The organism is Shewanella decolorationis S12 (assembly GCF_000485795.1).
In the GTDB taxonomy this organism is placed as follows: domain Bacteria; phylum Pseudomonadota; class Gammaproteobacteria; order Enterobacterales; family Shewanellaceae; genus Shewanella; species Shewanella decolorationis.
This window is the reverse complement of the sequence record NZ_AXZL01000076.1, coordinates 123,853-139,611: the sequence shown is the minus strand read 5'-3', so window position 1 is coordinate 139,611 and position 15,759 is coordinate 123,853. Positions and strand designations below refer to the sequence as shown.

The following is a 15,759-nucleotide window of genomic DNA, read 5'->3' as shown; positions in this document are numbered from 1 at the left end:
TTTTTACTTCCATTGTAATCTGTTCGTTAAAAAGAGGTTTAAATCCTGATTGCTCAACAATTTTTACTTTATTAAACATTGTATTATACGAGTTTATTAATGAGGCAAATTCTGCTTGTTTGGGCTGGTGTTATCGATGAGCTGAAGTTTCTGCTGTATTATCGTCCTTTTATGCCGCACAACTACATAGCACGAAGATTGTCTTGCATAAATATTAGCCAATATGGCGTCAAACACTGAAACCTGAACACGCCCTAATAAATTTCTCTTACTTTTTGCTATTTCATCCTGCTGCCTATGTTCCCCATGATGGATAACTCTGTTTTGTCCCGAGATGGCCGCTCACAAAGTTATTCTGCTATTTCTTTTTTCGATTAGCTCAGCAGTTGTTCAATTGACTATTGCTGTTGTGGGCCAGATGGGGTAAAACGGTGATCTTTCATCCACATCCATTTATTGCAGCTAACAGCATAGTGATACGTAGAGCTAAGCCTTTATTAGGCACTTTAGTTGAAATTGCGGTCGAATCCGTTGTTGAAGATCCCTCTTTGCCAACACTCGATGAACAAGCCATGCAAGCTGCAATTACGGCAGCTTTTTCTCGCATTGCTCAAATCGGGCGGTTATTAAGTTTCCATCAGCAAGATAGTGAATTAAATCTTTTAAACCGACAGCCTGGAAATTGGGTTCTCCTAAGCCAAGATAGTTTACGCGTATTTAAATTAGCTAAATGGTTTGGTAAAGCCAGCGATAACTTATTTAACTGCACTATTGGCGGCGAAATGATGTCACGCGGCGCTTTACCTTGTTACCTTGGCATGCCATTACTTTTGCAGGGCGATTGGCAGGATATTGAGATCAGGGCAAATCAAGCACGTTTAGCCCGGCCATTAATCGTCACCTTGGATGGGATTGCCAAGGGATACGCCGTTGATATGGCCGTCAGTGAATTGCGCCGGGCCGGTGTATCGGGCGGTTGGGTTAACGCGGGTGGTGATCTAAAGGTGTTTGGTTCTGCCTCCTTAGATGTACTTTGCCGAGGTTCTAATGGATTAAGCCAAAAGGTCACGGTAAGAAATATGGCACTGGCTAGCTCACAGGTTTCACAACAATTGAGTTTAGGTTGCCCCGCATTGCTGCTACCGACTGGCAATGTCGATATGATGAGTTTTGATGCGACAAGTGAACGGGTTGTGAGTGTGCAAGCTCCATTCGCGTGGCGAGCCGATGCGCTGACCAAAGTTGCGGGTTACCTTTCTGCTGATGTTGCAAAGGAAAAAATCCAGTTACTTGGCGGGCAATTGGTCTGTTAACGTCATGACCAAGGGGCAAATATCTAATGATGCTCCGTGTTATCACATCATGCCTTGATATTTTAACATATTGTTTTAAAGGTGATTTTTAAACACCCCTTTAGCTTAATAAGGCGTGTTGACGTTTCATGATTGTTTAATCTCGAAACGTCAACAGGCTAGCGTGTACTATTATGCGACTTTAAAACGCGAGACTTCTTTTTGTAGATTGCTGCAAATGGCTTGAGTGTTGACGACTATCTGCTGGGTTTCTTGGATCACCGTATTGCAATACCTTGTTTTGTCAGACAACTCAGTCAAGTTACGATTAATTTCTTCGGTCACATGGGTTTGCTCTTCGGTGGCTGTGGCAGTTTGCGTCGACATCTCGCTGACCTTAGAGGTGGAGTTAAGGATCTCATCTAGGGCATCCTGTGTCTGACTGGCGAAGGTCACGGTTGAGTTTGTGAGGCTGGCGCCCGATTCAATGCTCTTCACCGCATCATTTACGCCCCGTTGTAACTCTTCAATCATGCGCTGAATATCTTGGGTCGAGGTTTCGGTGCGGCTCGCCAGTGTCCGCACTTCATCGGCAACCACGGCAAAGCCTCGTCCTTGCTCACCCGCGCGGGCCGCTTCAATGGCAGCATTGAGGGCGAGGAGATTGGTTTGCTCTGCAATTGCACGGATCACATCTAGCACTGAGGCAATATTAGCTGAGTTGACAGAGAGTTTTTCAATAACCGCTACTGCATGTTTGACTGATTCAGACAGTTGCTGAATATGGTTTACCGATTGCGAGAGGATATTTTTACCCTCAATGGTTTGGTCGTTGACCTTAGTGATTTCGGTGGCGGTATGCAGGGCGTTACTGGCTACCTCCCGCACCGCTGCACTCATTTCATTCACCGCTGTGACTATAGTATCGACAAATTGTTCTTGCTCGTGGCTAATCCCCATTGTTGTCGTTGACTTGCTTGCAAGATGTTCAACGGTTTGGCTGACATCTTTTGTTTGGCTGATAATTGCAATGACCATTTGCTGCAGTTGGGCAACGAATAAATTAAAGGCATTGGCTAGTTCACCGATTTCATCTTGACGGGTGATGGGGATACGTTGGGTTAAATTGCCATCGCCATCGACAATATCGTTGATCCGATTGGTGATATCTTGAATCGCATTAACAATAATTTTGGGCCCGAAATAAGCAATCACTAGGGCGACGATAGCCACTAGGGTGGCAATGGTGATGGAAATTTGAGTTTGAGTGGTGGCCTGTTCCGATGCCTGTAAATCCAATTCTTTAACGCGGTTATCGGCGGCTTCGCCGGCGGCATTGTAGATACTCCTCAAGGCTTTAAATTCTTTTTTGGATTTACCTTCGTGTAGTTGTCTCGCCAGTTCGAAGTTATTGCTTTTGACTGCGTTAATCACTTCCGATGACGCTTGATGCCAAAGTGAAAATTGTGCATCGAAACCGCTAGTGGATTTGATTACTTCTAAATGATCTTGCAGATGATTTTTAAACTCCCCCATACGATCGCGCGCTTGGTCGACGTTCTCTTGCCAGTTGTCTATTTCATTCTTTCGGTTCTCACTGCTCAGATCAGGGCGAAGTAGCACTTCTTCACTCAATTGGGCTTGGTAGAGATCCCGATCAGCGTTGAGAATGGCCGAAATCGCTGGATTAAATAATTGGCTAAACTCCTGCATTTGCTTGAGAGTTGAGCGGCTCTGCATGGCATCTGTGATGGCCATAACGATCAAGGCTGTCGCCATAATGGCAAACATCAGCGAAAACTTAACTCTAATGCTATTAAACATGGGACTCTCCATAACTCTCTGACAAAACAACTTATTAAATAGCATAGTCGCTATTTGGTTGTTTGCAGCAGTCAGTGAAAAGTCAAAGCGCGATGATAGAAAACGCCCCAAGTTTTTGGGGCGTTGTGATAAGCGATTTATTCGGTGCAGGCGATTGCAATCGAGGTCTTAGGTTTAGGTTTTACCTGCACTAACATCACCCCAAAGATGACCATAGCGCCACCTATATAGTGATAAATGGCTAAGGTTTCATTCAAAATAATCGCCGCTAAGATTGCTGCGAGGATCGGCATCAAATTGAAGAAAATGCTGGTGCGCTCGGCCCCTAACTTGCTGATGCCATTAATCCAGGCCCAAGGTGCGATGAGTGAAGCGCCTAAAGCGGCATACATAATTAACGGTGCGGCTTGGCTGCTAATGGCTGTACTTGGCGCGCTAAACAGCAGCGGAGTTAACATCAATACCGCGATAATCCCTTGAATATACACTGACTCCCACGTCGATATCGGCAATTGCCAGCGTTTAAGCAATACCCCATAAAGGGCGTACACAAAGGCGCTGATGAGTAACAGTAAATCCCCTTGGGTCACGCCGATGGCAAGATTGGCCATATCCCCGTGGCTTAACATAAACACTAAACCCAAGAGCGAAATCACAGTGCCACCAAAGACCAAGGGCGTCAGCTTTTGTTTGAGTATTGGCACGGCTAAAAACAAGCTCACCATAGGCACCAGCGAGTTGATTAGGGCCATATTGGTCGCGGTTGTGGTTGCCGCCGCAAAATAAGCCAGGCTTTGGTTTAATACCATGCCTAAGGCGGCTAAGGTGGCGAGTTTAGGCAGTAATGGTGCGATCGTTTTACGCTTGCGCCAGACTGGTTTTAGCATAAAAGGCGTTAATACTAGCATGGCAAAAAACCAGCGATAAAAGGCAATCGCTTCGGGGGCGATAATCCCAAAGGAGAGTTTGTTAACAATGGCGTTACCTGCCCAAATCACAACGGCGAGAAGGGGAAATAAATACAGCATAGGTCAGTCTTAATTGGCGTGAAGGCGGGTTAGGCGAAAGGGCATAAACCCGATGTTTTAGGTTGCTGCTATTATCGCGGGTCTTTTATGATATAAATATCGCTTAAAAGACAATGTCAGTTCGTCGGCGGACAATCTTTTTTAAGTCTCAGTATTCGCCTCGAATTTGCTAGTCTATTTTTGGAGTTCTGATGCGTCCTGTTTATCATCCGCTTAAGGCAGAGCAAGCGCCTGTTGCCGATATTTTCTTTAACTATGAAGCTTTTCTTCCCAATACCATCACCCCAAAACACAGTCATGCTTGGGGGCAATTGCAGCTGATCAGCGGCGGTATTATGGAACTGCATGCCGCAGGGCAGCGATTTTTATCGCCATCCCAATATGCGATTTGGGTACCTGCTGGGATTGAACATGAGAGCTTTACTCGCCGCAGTATCCATTATTGCTCGATGAATATCGTGGCTAGTCGAGCGGGGGCTTTTCCGGATGAGACCTGCCTGCTGGCAGTTACGCCCATCGCACAGGCGATAGTGAACGACCTAAGAGAGCGGCAAATCCGAGTAGCTGAAAGCGACGCAGATAAACGTCTGCTTGAGGTGCTAATCGACCAGTTGATTTTAGGTCAGGCACAGCCGCAATTTTTACCCTCAAGTGGCGATAAATTATTGCAGCCCATTTTGCAGCAACTCGAACTCGATCCCGCCAGCCAAAAGAGCCTTAAGGCTTGGGCGAGTGAGCTGCATACCACTGAGCGCACACTGGCTCGGCGTTGCCAAGACAGTCTTGGGATGAGTTTTACCGAGCTGCGGCAGCGGCATAAGTTTATTTATTCGTTACAGCTCTTGCGTGAGGGATTGGCAATCAAAGAGGTGGCACTGACCTTAGGCTATAACCAAACCTCACCCTATATTGTGATGTTTAAAAAATATGCCCAATATTCGCCTGAGCAATATCGTCGTCAATTGGGGTAAAAAAGAGGGCGAGATAGTCACCACGCCCTCTTGCTAATAAAGAGAGGATTTAAGGGATTTTTACACAGGGATTAATCGGAGTTTTTCTGTCGATTCCGTTTATCCTGACGTTTCTCTTTTAAGGTTTTCATCGGCGGTTTTTTCGCTTTTTCTTTACTCATGATAAATACTCCTAACTGAACTTAAACTCAGCAAAGTGATACTCAGTAAAGTGAAACTTCATAAAATGAGACTATCGAGTGTAGCGCCGCATTCTTACCGATAGTGTCGTTAACATTACCCGTCGGCAAAATTAACTCATGAAAAAGCCGTATGAGCCAGATAAATAAACTTATACTTCTTGATGGTTTTTACATAAGCGCTGCCATACTCGGTAAATATGCAAGAGGTCTAAGTTTTGGCTCATCGGCTTTAATTTGTTTCGCGGCCAGTTAATAGCTTCAAAATAATGCTCTCCCTATTTTCTTTATGCCTATGCTAGATGCCGCCGCAAATAGCGACCTAAAAGCATGCTGCCACTGAAATTTGAACATGCTTTATGCTGATAAAATTTTTTAACGTTAATTTATTTTTTGCTTAGGGCGATATCTTTCACCATAAATAATACGGGTTTACCTAGAATATTGACTTCGGCATATTCGCCCTTAGTGCGCCCGAGGAGGCTTACACCGAGATCGGAGATCACCGAATAACGGCCCGCTCTGGGTTTGTGCCTTGGCGGATACACCAGCTCGATACGATACTCCTGCTGGTCCTGTTGATTAACCAGCAAAATTTCTCGCCCAACCGTCACTTTATCTTGGGTTTCTTCACTCTTAAGTTGATCCAGTTTTGCAATCACCGCAGCTAATGAAGTCGGACGCAATGAGGCATTAAAACTGTTTTGCAGATAATAGGTCTCAGTTTTCAACATAAAAGACTGAAATAGATTGCTAAAAAAAGAATAAAACATAACTACCCCAAAATATGAGCTAGATAACGGCTATGCTCCAAAATAAAAATGGAAGCGATAAAATTAAATATAGGAACTAGATGCCGAGTGCGAGTGGCACTCGGCTTACACTGGAAATTTAAGTGAAAGGCGTACAAAGTTGGCTAAATAATGAGGCTTATTTAGCGTAAAAGGCGATGACTCAAATGTGATAGATGAAAATGCGTTGTTTAACATATTGCTACATCTCCATATCAAATTAAGGATAAATTAATCATCTAATGGGTTTGATGATTAATGACTAATAAACTGTCCATACCATAGGCTAACTGAAAAAATAAAGCAAGCCATGTTTTGACGCTAGGCCCTTTATTTCAGGAATGACGTTTTCCTATTAAATAAAAATATTCTCTTAATAATAGACGATATTTTTAGACAATTATGAGCGCATAAATTGATTTACTTGGCTGAATGTTAAACCGTTAAGTTGTTAGCCCTGCACCTTGCAGGATGATTTTAAGGCACAGGGAAACCAGCAGTAAGCAACTGACACTGGTACACCAAATCAGCAGTAACCAGCCGAGTCGTTTGGGGAGCGATGAAGTTTGAGTCGTCATAGCAATCTCCTAAGAGTGTGTTGCTGGCAGCCGAGTCGATATCGGCTGCATGAAGCCGTTTTTAGTGATAACCCGCATCCTTGGTGACTTTGCCGCGAAACACGTAATAGCTCCAAAAGGTGTAGGCCAAGATCAAGGGGATAATCATCAGTGCGCCGATAAGCATAAAACCTAAGCTGCTCTCAGGTGCGGCCGCCTGCCATAGGCTGATCGTTGGCGGAATAATATGTGGCCAGATGCTGATGCCCAAGCCACTAAAGCCTAAGAAGATTAACGCGAGCGTCAGCAAGAAGGGGCGGTAGTCATCCTCAGTATTTAAGGCGCGGATAAGTGCCTTAGTGCAGAGCAATACCAGCAGAGGTACAGGCGCAAAATAGAATAAATTCGGCAGACTAAACCAGCGCAGGGCAATATTGGGTTGTACGAAGGGCGTCCATAAACTGACGATTCCTATGGTCATCAACAGGCAAATCGCGAGGACTTTAGCAAGCTGCTGCATGGTCGTCTTGAGTGTGCCTGTGCATTTCTTTACTAACCAAGTTGCACCAAGCAGCGCGTAGGCCAGCATCAGCCCAAAACCACAGAAGAGTGAGAAGGGCGATAACCAATCGAAGCTGCTACCGCTGAACCTTTGTCCATCTACCGAAACGCCCGAGATAAATGCGCCGAGCACCACGCCTTGGGCAAAGGTGGCAATAATCGAGCCGAACATAAAGGCTTTATCCCAAAAGGGTTTGGTCTCTGCGCTGGATTTAAACCTAAATTCAAAGGCAACGCCGCGGAAAATCAACGCGAGCAGCATAATTAGTAAGGGAATGGTTAGGGCTTCGAGCACTATGGCGTAGGCGAGGGGAAAGGCGCCGAGAAGGCTCGCACCACCGAGTACCAGCCAAGTCTCGTTACCATCCCATACTGGCGCGACGGTGTTAACCATCACATCCCTATCGTCTTCATCGTGGATGAAGGGAAATAAGATGCCGATGCCCAGATCGAAGCCATCCATCACTATGTACATGAGTGTGGCAAAGATGATGATCCCAAACCAAATCAGGGGTAAGTCGAATTCCATGTTGTGCCTTTAAATGGGTTGATTAATTGATTGATATGCTAAAAAACTGGATTTGTTATCCATGGTGCTCAATCCCTTGTGATACAGGCCCTTTACTGATGAGCCGCATCATATAGCGATAACCCACGCCAAAAATGCCGAAGTAACAGATAACAAACATCATCAGGCTGAGGCTTAAATGGGTCACACTGTGGGACGAAACTGCATCTTGAGTGCGCATTAACCCTTGGATAACCCAAGGTTGGCGGCCAAGTTCAGTGGTAAACCAGCCCGCGAGGGTTGCGATTAATCCCGCGGGACCTAACAGTAGTACCAAGCGCAGGAACAGGCGATTGCTGTATAGCGTCTGCTTGCGTCTAAGGTAGAGGCTCCAGACGCCCGCCAAAATCATCAGCACGCCTAAGCCCACCATCACCCTAAAACTCCAAAACACTAAGGGCACATTGGGCCAATCCTCGGCAGGAAACTCAGTGAGTGCTGGCACTTGCTTGGTTATATCGTGTTTTAAAATCAGACTGGCTAATCCCGGAATTTCCAAACTGAAATGATTGGTTTGCTTATCCATATCGGGCATGGCGAATAGGATGAGCGGCGTGGGCTCATTCCCTTCATTACGCCAATGACCTTCCATCGCCGCGATTTTTACCGGTTGATACTCAAGGGTATTTAGCCCGTGAAAGTCACCAATCACTGCTTGCAGCGGTGCAACAATCAATGCCATCCACATGGCCATGGAAAGCATTTTACGAATCGCGGGAGTATCGTTTCCTTTCAGTAATTGCCATGCGGCGGAGGCGCCAACAAAGAAGGCCGAGGAGAGAAAGGCGGCAACCGTCATATGGGTTAAACGGTAGGGAAATGAAGGATTAAACACGATTTGCCACCAGTCGATGGGGACGACTCGGTTATCAATGATTTCAAAACCCTGAGGTGTGTGCATCCAGCTATTGGAGGCGAGGATCCAAAAGGTTGAAATCACAGTGCCCGTGGCCACCATACAAGTGGCAAAAAAGTGCAGCTTTTTGCCAACCTTATTTTGCCCAAAAAGCATCACCCCAAGAAATCCCGCCTCGAGGAAAAATGCTGTCAGCACTTCATAGGTGAGGAGAGGGCCGGTTACGCTGCCCGCAAAGGCCGAAAAACCACTCCAGTGGGTGCCAAATTGGTAAGCCATCACTATGCCTGAGACTACGCCCATGCCGAAGTTAATGGCAAAAATTTTGACCCAGAATTGATAAAGCTGCTGATAAATCTGATTGTTTGTCTTCAACCAGAGTCCTTCTAACACCGCTAAATAGGTGGCTAACCCAATAGTGATTGCGGGAAAGATAATGTGAAAAGAAACGGTAAAAGCGAATTGGATCCTCGCGAGTACGGTGGCATCAAAATCAAACATAGTGTCCTCAGGAGTGCAGCAAAGGGATGTGTAAATGCAAGTCGCTCAGCGCCTCGGATTCGCGCCGCTGATGGCTTGTGTACTATTAGACCATGGGGTAATCTGGCTATAACAGATACAGAATTGACTGAGTTATCTATAACAGATGTCTAAGTACCAACAGTTAGCGCAAGATCTCAAAAACCGAATTACTCAAGGTGTCTGGCAGGCGGGGGATAAATTGCCCTCATTGCGGCAAACTGTGGCGGATTCGGGGCTGAGTTTAATGACAGTGTTGAACGCCTATCAGTTGCTCGAAAGCCAAGGCGTGATATTGGCGCAGGCAAAATCCGGCTACATAGTGGCGCCTCAGCCCGAAGCCTTTCGTTACCCAGAGACTCAACGGCAGATCTATTTCTCCGATAAGGTCGATATTAACGAGTTTGTGTTTAACGTATTGCAGGCATCGAAACAGGCGGGGATTGTGCCCTTTGGCTCGGCATTTCCCGATCCCAGTTTATTTCCACAGCAAGCCTTGGCGCGCTCGTTAGTCAAGGTCACACGGCAGATGTCACCGTCGTTTGCGGCCGATAATCTTCCCCCCGGTAATACTGGGTTACGCAAGGCGATTTCCCAACGTTATGCCAAGTTAGGTATGAGTGTGGCGCCCGATGAAATTTTAATTACCTCGGGGGCGATGGAGGCGCTGAACTTGAGCTTAGCGGCCTTGGCTCAGGCGGGGGATTGGGTCGTGATTGAATCGCCAACTTTTTATGGCGCGATGCAAGCCATTGAGCGCCTCAAACTGAGGGCAATTGCGGTCGCGACGGATCCCCGCGAAGGGATTGATCTTAAGGCTTTAGCTGAAGTGCTGAAGACCTATCCCGTCAAAGCTTGTTGGTTGATGAGTCTACATCAAAACCCCTTAGGCTGTAGTTTATCGGAACAGAAAAAACAGGCTATTTATCAACTGCTTTGTGAGCATAACGTCAGTCTGATTGAAGATGATGTATATCAAGAGCTTTATGTCGGGTCGAGTGCGCCTAGGCCGATTAAAGCCTTAGACACTCAAGGCTGCGTACTGCATTGTGGTTCCTTTTCGAAATCTTTGATTGCGGGATATCGAGTCGGTTGGGTCGCTGCGGGGCGCCATGCCCCGCAATTGCAACGCTTGCAATTAATGTCGACCCTCTCAACCAGTGCGCCTATGCAACTGGCCATCGCTGATTTTATTCAGTCGCCCCAATATGAGCGTCATTTAAAGCGCTTACGTCACACCTTAGCGGAGCGCAAATTTGCCATGTATCAGTTGCTGCGGGCTCACTTGCCGGAGTCTGTAAGTGTGAACTTTGAACCGGGCGGTTATTTCCTCTGGTTGGCGTTGCCTGCTCATATGGATGCGACGCAGATATACCATAGTGCACTTGAGCGAGGGATCAGTATCGCGCCGGGGAATCTCTTTAGTAATCAAGCAGAGTTTCGCCATTTTATGCGCATTAATGCCTCCTATGATTGTTCACCCGAGATAGTGCGTGCGGTAAAAGCGCTCGCGCAGCTCCTTTATCACCACCCTAATTGAGACATCAAAGTGTGGGCTGTTGTGGTAAATTCGATAGCAATTCAAAAATCTTTAGACTTCTAGATGTCCATCTGCTAGCTTGGATGCAGTGCACAAATCTTGTGCGATTAGAGCATCGATTTGCATAACGCTCCCCTCAATTAGCCTTGGGGAGTGGCTATGTTTTGAGAACAGTTTAGGGAACTGTTTGGGGAATTTATTGGGGAAGGACACAAAGATGAAACTTGAATCACTGGCGTTACACCACGGATATGAATCAGAAGCGACCACGAAAGCCGCTGCGGTACCTATTTATCAAACCACTTCCTACACCTTCGATGATACCCAGCATGGTGCTGATTTATTTGACTTAAAAGTCGCAGGCAATATCTATACGCGGATTATGAACCCGACGACCAGCGTACTCGAGCAGCGACTTGCAGCCATTGAAGGTGGCATAGGCGCACTCGCAGTCGCCTCGGGAATGGCGGCCATTACCTATGCGATTCAAGCCCTTACCCAAGTGGGGGACAATATTGTCAGTACCAGTCAGCTCTATGGCGGCACTTATAATTTATTTGCCCATACGCTGCCGCGCCAAGGAGTCGAAGTGCGGATGGCTGCCTTCGATGACTTTGAAGAGCTCGATGCCTTAATCGATGCCAAGACCAAGGCGCTATTCTGTGAGTCCATCGGTAACCCCGCAGGCAATATTGTCGATCTTAAGCGTTTAGCCGAAATAGCCCATAAACACGGCGTGCCTTTAATTGTCGATAACACTGTCGCTACCCCTGTTTTATGTCGTCCGTTTGAGCATGGCGCCGATATCGTTATCCATTCGTTGACCAAGTATATTGGCGGGCATGGAACGACGATTGGCGGTGTGATTATTGACTCGGGCAAGTTCGATTGGGTGGCGAACAAAGAACGCTTTGCCTTGCTGAATCAAGCCGATCCTTCCTACCATGGTGTGGTGTATACCGAAGCCTTTGGTGCCGCGGCCTTTATTGGACGTTGCCGCGTGGTGCCACTGCGTAATACTGGGGCAGCTCTCTCACCCCACAGTGCATTTTTGCTGCTGCAAGGGTTGGAAACCTTGAGTCTCCGTATGGAACGCCACTGTTCGAATGCCTTGGCCTTGGCCGAATATTTGATACTGCACCCTTCAGTCAGTTGGGTGAATTACGGTGCTTTACCGAGTAGTCCTTACCGTGAGAATTGCCAAAAAATCACTGGTGGTAAAGCCTCTGGGATTATCAGCTTTGGGATTAAGGCGGCCACTCCCGAGGAGGGCAAAATCGCCGGCGGCAAGTTTATCGACGCGCTGCAGATGATTTTACGTTTAGTGAACATTGGTGATGCCAAATCGCTTGCCTGCCATCCCGCCAGCACCACTCACAGACAGTTGGATGCGAACGAACTTGCTAGGGCCGGGGTGTCTGAGGACTTAATTCGAATCTCCGTCGGCATTGAGCATATCGACGATATTATTGCCGATGTGGCGCAGGCGCTGGAAAAAGCCCTGGCTTAAATTAGGGCGTGTTGACGTTTCGAGATTAGATTTTGTTCGTTCTGGCAAGCACGCGCTCGTGAAACGAGGAATGATTTGTCCTTATTCTACTCAAATCACGAGCGGTTCTTATGACAGAAAGTCAGAGCAAGGGCTTGCCAGACGAACCCTTCGGGCAGCATTTGGCTGGCGTTTCTGCTGCGTTATCGTCCGTTTATGTAGAATAACTACACTGCACGGACGTTGCCTTGCATAAAAGCCAGCCAAATTGCTGCAAAAATAACCCTGAAACGTCAACACGCCCTAGTAGCTTGATTATTAGAATGAAAAGGCCGCTAATGTTAGCGGCCTTTTACTTTGCATAACTGACGACTTATTGGTTTGCTTCTGGTAAGCGATTGCGCGCCTTTTGATAGAAGTAAGAGACGGTCAGTAAGATCACCCCAATCAACATAAAGGCGATAACCTTCTGCACTAGCTCGAAGGATGCCATATCCAGCAATAATACTTTGAGAGTGGCTAAGGTAAAGAGTACAGCCGCGAGGCGGATCATATCCCCATGCTGGGGTTTTAGGCTGATAAACATCAACACGCTGCCATGGACAACGAGCAAAATGGCACTGAGCGGTGCAGCAATCATATTATCGAACGCATAACTCCAGGTGAGATAACTCAGCACGAGCAACCCGTGCCAGCCCCATTTGAGCCACTGCAGCGGTAAGAAACGCTGATGCAAACGAATAGCGACGCCGCGGCGTAAGATAAGTAGTGCGAGCAGTGCTAATGCCATCAATTCACAAAGGAATAGTAAGGCGTTGTTCAAGTCCAATCTTAACGATATCTCAAAGTGCAGCATTATCGGCAGCAGCGCTAGCCCCAGACAAAGCCCGTAGGCCAAACTGTAGCTTGAGCGCACCGCGGCTTGGATTTCGATGGCTAAGTGCGCCATTAATCCCGTTTGCACTGAGCCATGTTTGATGCGTCTTTGGAGCAATAGGGCAAAGTAGCCGCTCAATGCTAATGCTGTCATCGACCATGCCACTACATCGACGCGGTTAAATCCATAGACCAATACGGCCAGTACCAGCGCGAAATAATAAGGGCTAAGTTGCCATTGCAGGGTTAGCAGTGATACCCAAGGCTTGGCAAGCTTGCGATAACGCAGCAGTACAAAGCCCATGACTAGAGCACCTATCAGCAGCGCGATAAGCCCTTGCCAAACTTCAAATATGCACAAGCTGGCGGTGGTGAGTATTGCCAGCCAAGTCAAAATCTTGGCTTCAATCTCAAGGGCTTTATGCTTGATAACATAGGCAAGGGCGAGGCTGAACAAACTGCTAAGCCAGAGTGCAACCGCGGTAAACTCCCAATAACTGCGCATCACCTTAGGCAGTAAGATTAGTGGTAGCAGCAGATAACAGCCGAGTTGTATCTGCTTGGCGGCTTGGGCGAACAGCGAGCTAGGGTAATGCTTACGATACCAATAGTGGGCCAGCAGCAGGGCGGCGAACAATTCAATGCGTGCTAGCTTTGCCATCAGTGGCTGCGCACTAAAACTCAGGCTGCCAGTGAGGGTCACGCCTTCGACCACGGTAAATAGGAGTGGCAGCAGCAAGAGCCAAGCGGCAAACTCGCTGACCATCAACTTGTCTTTACCACTGAAATACAACAGCAACAGACTCACGAGCGGGATGATGGCGAGGTAATAATCGCTGCTGACAAGGTAAGCCGCCAGCAAAAGGGTCGCCACATAAAAGCCGCTGAGTAACTCTTTGAATAAATAACTCAATTGCCGCTCAAGCCGCGACAGTGGCAACTCATCATTGCCAATTTGGCGGATAACAAATAACAGGGCCGCCGCGCTTAAGGCTAACGCGAGCAGCGGAAATCCAAGCGCCGCCACTGGCGTTTGCTCGCCAAGTCCGAGTAAGGAAAAACCTGTCAGCACCGCATATAAATTGAGAGCCAGTCCTGTCAGCAATAACACGTAGGCTTCGGCACGTACCGAAATCAGTTTCTCCTTAAGGCCAATCCACAGCAGGAGCAATGCTTCGAGGATAAGCACTAATCCGAGAAAATCATGGCTTAATAGATAAAGGGCGGCAAAGGCGGCAAAACTACCGCCAAAAACTAATAAGAGACTGCTCTGGGACGGCTCGAGTCGAGACTTGAGCTTAACGTATAAGCCCGCACAGATGAGTGCGTTGGCGATAAAAATCTCCCCAGCGAATGGTGTAAATTGGGTGATTTCGAAGAGAGCAAAGGCCAGCAGAGCAATCGGCAGAACCAAGGCTCTGTGGCTGAGTGAAGTCGTGGAGGAATTAACGATAAACCCAAATAGGCCATAGAGATAAAACAGTGCGTTAATGCTCACTAGGGCTAGCACCGCTGCGCCGCCCCATTGAGTGAGCGGTAAATCGACAAAATAACTGAAGGCTTCGATGCAGGCGATATGCAGGAAGGCGGTGATTTCCAGCAGTAATGGCCAGTGTAATTTACGGCTTTGGGCGAGGGCGCCCGCACCTATCAGTAGCAGATAGGGAATATACAGAAGTGGCGCATAGCTTTGGGATAACAGCATCATAGGTGCCATCGAGCCGCCGACTAAAGCAATCACGGCAATGACCTTGGCATCGAGTCGCATCGAGAGGCCATAGCCCGCTAAGGTAATCAATAGCAGCAGGATAAAGCTGGCACTATTGGGGATAATCTCAAAGTAGGGGCCAATAAAATAGGCGCAGAGATAGTTTAGGATAAGGCCTAATCCGACAATCCCAGAGCCAAAGTCGGCCATGCCCGCCCTTTTTTGGCGGATAAAAATCCCGCCCGCAATAATCGCATTGGCGCAGCCAAAACCCAGCAGGGCTTTGCCGAGTTCGGAAAACCAATGGTTGATGGAATATTGTAGTAGGTAGCCAAAACCTAGGGTCAGGGTGATGATGCCCGCGACCGTCATTAAAAACACTGGGCCTAAGCCCTTGGCTTGATAATGTTGATAGAAACCTTTGACCTGTTCTGTGATGGCCGCAAATGGCGCCATGATGGCGGCAAGGCCTTGGGATAATAAGGTCTCTAATTGGCTTGCGGCCTGCACACCCACTTCAAGTCCGGCTTGCTGAGAAAAGGCCTTATCTTGCTGCAAATCATCCTGCTGCGAATACACCGGTGAATCTACGGCTGTTGAGGGGGATTTCGCATGGCGCTGCCAAGGATCGTCTTGCCAAGGATTTGCCACGGGCGCTTGTGGTTGGATATGGGGAGCCATTTCTTCAGATTGCAGCGGGGCGATCTCATCCCTTGGATCAATCGTCGTGCCGTATGGCGCTATGATATCGTTCGTGCTGGTGGATGCGGTGGTGAGAGGGCCATTGCCTTGCTGCTCAAGCTGAAGACTGATGCTATCGAGCTTGGCTGAAAATTCTGCCAGTTGGCGGCTGAGTGAAGATTGCTGCGACAGGTGCTGCAGTTTTAACTGCGCCAATTCTGCCTTGAGTTGGTCAACGTCGTCCTTTAACGGCATCTCAATATCCTAAATATGCTTTCCATATCCATGGGGCATAAAAGTCTAAGTGACTCACTTTTAT

General features: G+C 47.5%; 11 protein-coding genes. 4 read left to right on the top strand and 7 right to left on the bottom strand.

The annotated features are described in order from the left end of the window. Window positions 1-473: 473 nt before the first annotated feature. On the top strand, window positions 474-1,313 hold the full coding sequence (locus SHD_RS17655) for an FAD:protein FMN transferase (RefSeq protein WP_039978926.1): 840 nt from the start codon (window positions 474-476) through the stop codon (window positions 1,311-1,313). A gap of 171 nt (window positions 1,314-1,484) precedes the next feature. On the opposite strand, the gene SHD_RS17650 is transcribed toward SHD_RS17655, so the two are convergent. Together SHD_RS17650 and SHD_RS17645 are read right to left on the bottom strand one after the other, a co-directional pair. After that, the gene (locus SHD_RS17650; RefSeq protein ID WP_023268374.1) at window positions 1,485-3,116 is read right to left on the bottom strand and encodes a methyl-accepting chemotaxis protein; all 1,632 of its coding nucleotides are present in this window, start codon (window positions 3,114-3,116) and stop codon (window positions 1,485-1,487) included. Between the two features lie 137 nt (window positions 3,117-3,253). Next, the gene (locus tag SHD_RS17645) at window positions 3,254-4,144 is read right to left on the bottom strand and encodes a DMT family transporter (RefSeq protein ID WP_023268373.1); all 891 of its coding nucleotides are present in this window, start codon (window positions 4,142-4,144) and stop codon (window positions 3,254-3,256) included. Window positions 4,145-4,335: 191 nt separating this feature from the next. Between SHD_RS17645 and SHD_RS17640 the strand changes: the two genes are divergently transcribed. Further along, window positions 4,336-5,115 carry an AraC family transcriptional regulator gene (locus SHD_RS17640; RefSeq protein ID WP_023268372.1) on the top strand — a complete coding sequence of 260 codons (780 nt, stop codon included), beginning with the start codon at window positions 4,336-4,338 and terminating at the stop codon, window positions 5,113-5,115. A gap of 565 nt (window positions 5,116-5,680) precedes the next feature. Here SHD_RS17640 and SHD_RS17635 read toward each other — a convergent pair. The 4 genes from SHD_RS17635 to SHD_RS17625 all read right to left on the bottom strand — a co-directional run bounded on the left by SHD_RS17635 (window position 5,681) and on the right by SHD_RS17625 (window position 9,128). After that, window positions 5,681-6,067 carry a GreA/GreB family elongation factor gene (locus SHD_RS17635; RefSeq protein WP_023268370.1) on the bottom strand — a complete coding sequence of 129 codons (387 nt, stop codon included), beginning with the start codon at window positions 6,065-6,067 and terminating at the stop codon, window positions 5,681-5,683. Window positions 6,068-6,528: 461 nt separating this feature from the next. After that, window positions 6,529-6,663 (bottom strand): DUF2474 family protein, encoded by a 135-nt coding sequence (locus SHD_RS21690; RefSeq protein WP_084294915.1) that lies wholly within the window; start codon window positions 6,661-6,663, stop codon window positions 6,529-6,531. A gap of 61 nt (window positions 6,664-6,724) precedes the next feature. Next, a complete protein-coding gene (cydB, locus tag SHD_RS17630) occupies window positions 6,725-7,732 on the bottom strand; it encodes a cytochrome d ubiquinol oxidase subunit II (protein WP_023268369.1) in 1,008 nt (335 codons plus the stop codon). A gap of 55 nt (window positions 7,733-7,787) precedes the next feature. Beyond that, a complete protein-coding gene (locus SHD_RS17625) occupies window positions 7,788-9,128 on the bottom strand; it encodes a cytochrome ubiquinol oxidase subunit I (protein WP_023268368.1) in 1,341 nt (446 codons plus the stop codon). A gap of 145 nt (window positions 9,129-9,273) precedes the next feature. Here SHD_RS17625 and SHD_RS17620 point away from each other — a divergent pair, with 145 nt between their 5' ends. Beyond that, entirely contained in the window at window positions 9,274-10,686 is a 1,413-nt protein-coding gene (locus tag SHD_RS17620) for an aminotransferase-like domain-containing protein (RefSeq protein WP_023268367.1), read from the top strand. 217 nt (window positions 10,687-10,903) lie between these two features. Further along, window positions 10,904-12,196 (top strand): O-acetylhomoserine aminocarboxypropyltransferase/cysteine synthase family protein, encoded by a 1,293-nt coding sequence (locus tag SHD_RS17615; RefSeq protein ID WP_023268366.1) that lies wholly within the window; start codon window positions 10,904-10,906, stop codon window positions 12,194-12,196. A gap of 352 nt (window positions 12,197-12,548) precedes the next feature. Here SHD_RS17615 and SHD_RS17610 read toward each other — a convergent pair whose 3' ends face one another. Further along, a complete protein-coding gene (locus SHD_RS17610) occupies window positions 12,549-15,695 on the bottom strand; it encodes a DUF2339 domain-containing protein (protein WP_023268365.1) in 3,147 nt (1,048 codons plus the stop codon). Window positions 15,696-15,759: the final 64 nt, after the last annotated feature.

What these genes read in the sequence shown, in the direction of transcription:
- SHD_RS17610 (WP_023268365.1), bottom strand. Translation starts at nt 15,695, where the DNA reads ATGCCGTTAAAGGACGACGTTGACCAACTCAAGGCAGAATTGGCGCAG.
- SHD_RS17635 (WP_023268370.1), bottom strand. Translation starts at nt 6,067, where the DNA reads ATGTTTTATTCTTTTTTTAGCAATCTATTTCAGTCTTTTATGTTGAAA.
- SHD_RS17620 (WP_023268367.1), top strand. Translation starts at nt 9,274, where the DNA reads ATGTCTAAGTACCAACAGTTAGCGCAAGATCTCAAAAACCGAATTACT.
- SHD_RS17625 (WP_023268368.1), bottom strand. Translation starts at nt 9,128, where the DNA reads ATGTTTGATTTTGATGCCACCGTACTCGCGAGGATCCAATTCGCTTTT.
- SHD_RS17640 (WP_023268372.1), top strand. Translation starts at nt 4,336, where the DNA reads ATGCGTCCTGTTTATCATCCGCTTAAGGCAGAGCAAGCGCCTGTTGCC.
- SHD_RS21690 (WP_084294915.1), bottom strand. Translation starts at nt 6,663, where the DNA reads ATGACGACTCAAACTTCATCGCTCCCCAAACGACTCGGCTGGTTACTG.
- SHD_RS17650 (WP_023268374.1), bottom strand. Translation starts at nt 3,116, where the DNA reads ATGTTTAATAGCATTAGAGTTAAGTTTTCGCTGATGTTTGCCATTATG.
- SHD_RS17615 (WP_023268366.1), top strand. Translation starts at nt 10,904, where the DNA reads ATGAAACTTGAATCACTGGCGTTACACCACGGATATGAATCAGAAGCG.
- cydB (WP_023268369.1), bottom strand. Translation starts at nt 7,732, where the DNA reads ATGGAATTCGACTTACCCCTGATTTGGTTTGGGATCATCATCTTTGCC.
- SHD_RS17645 (WP_023268373.1), bottom strand. Translation starts at nt 4,144, where the DNA reads ATGCTGTATTTATTTCCCCTTCTCGCCGTTGTGATTTGGGCAGGTAAC.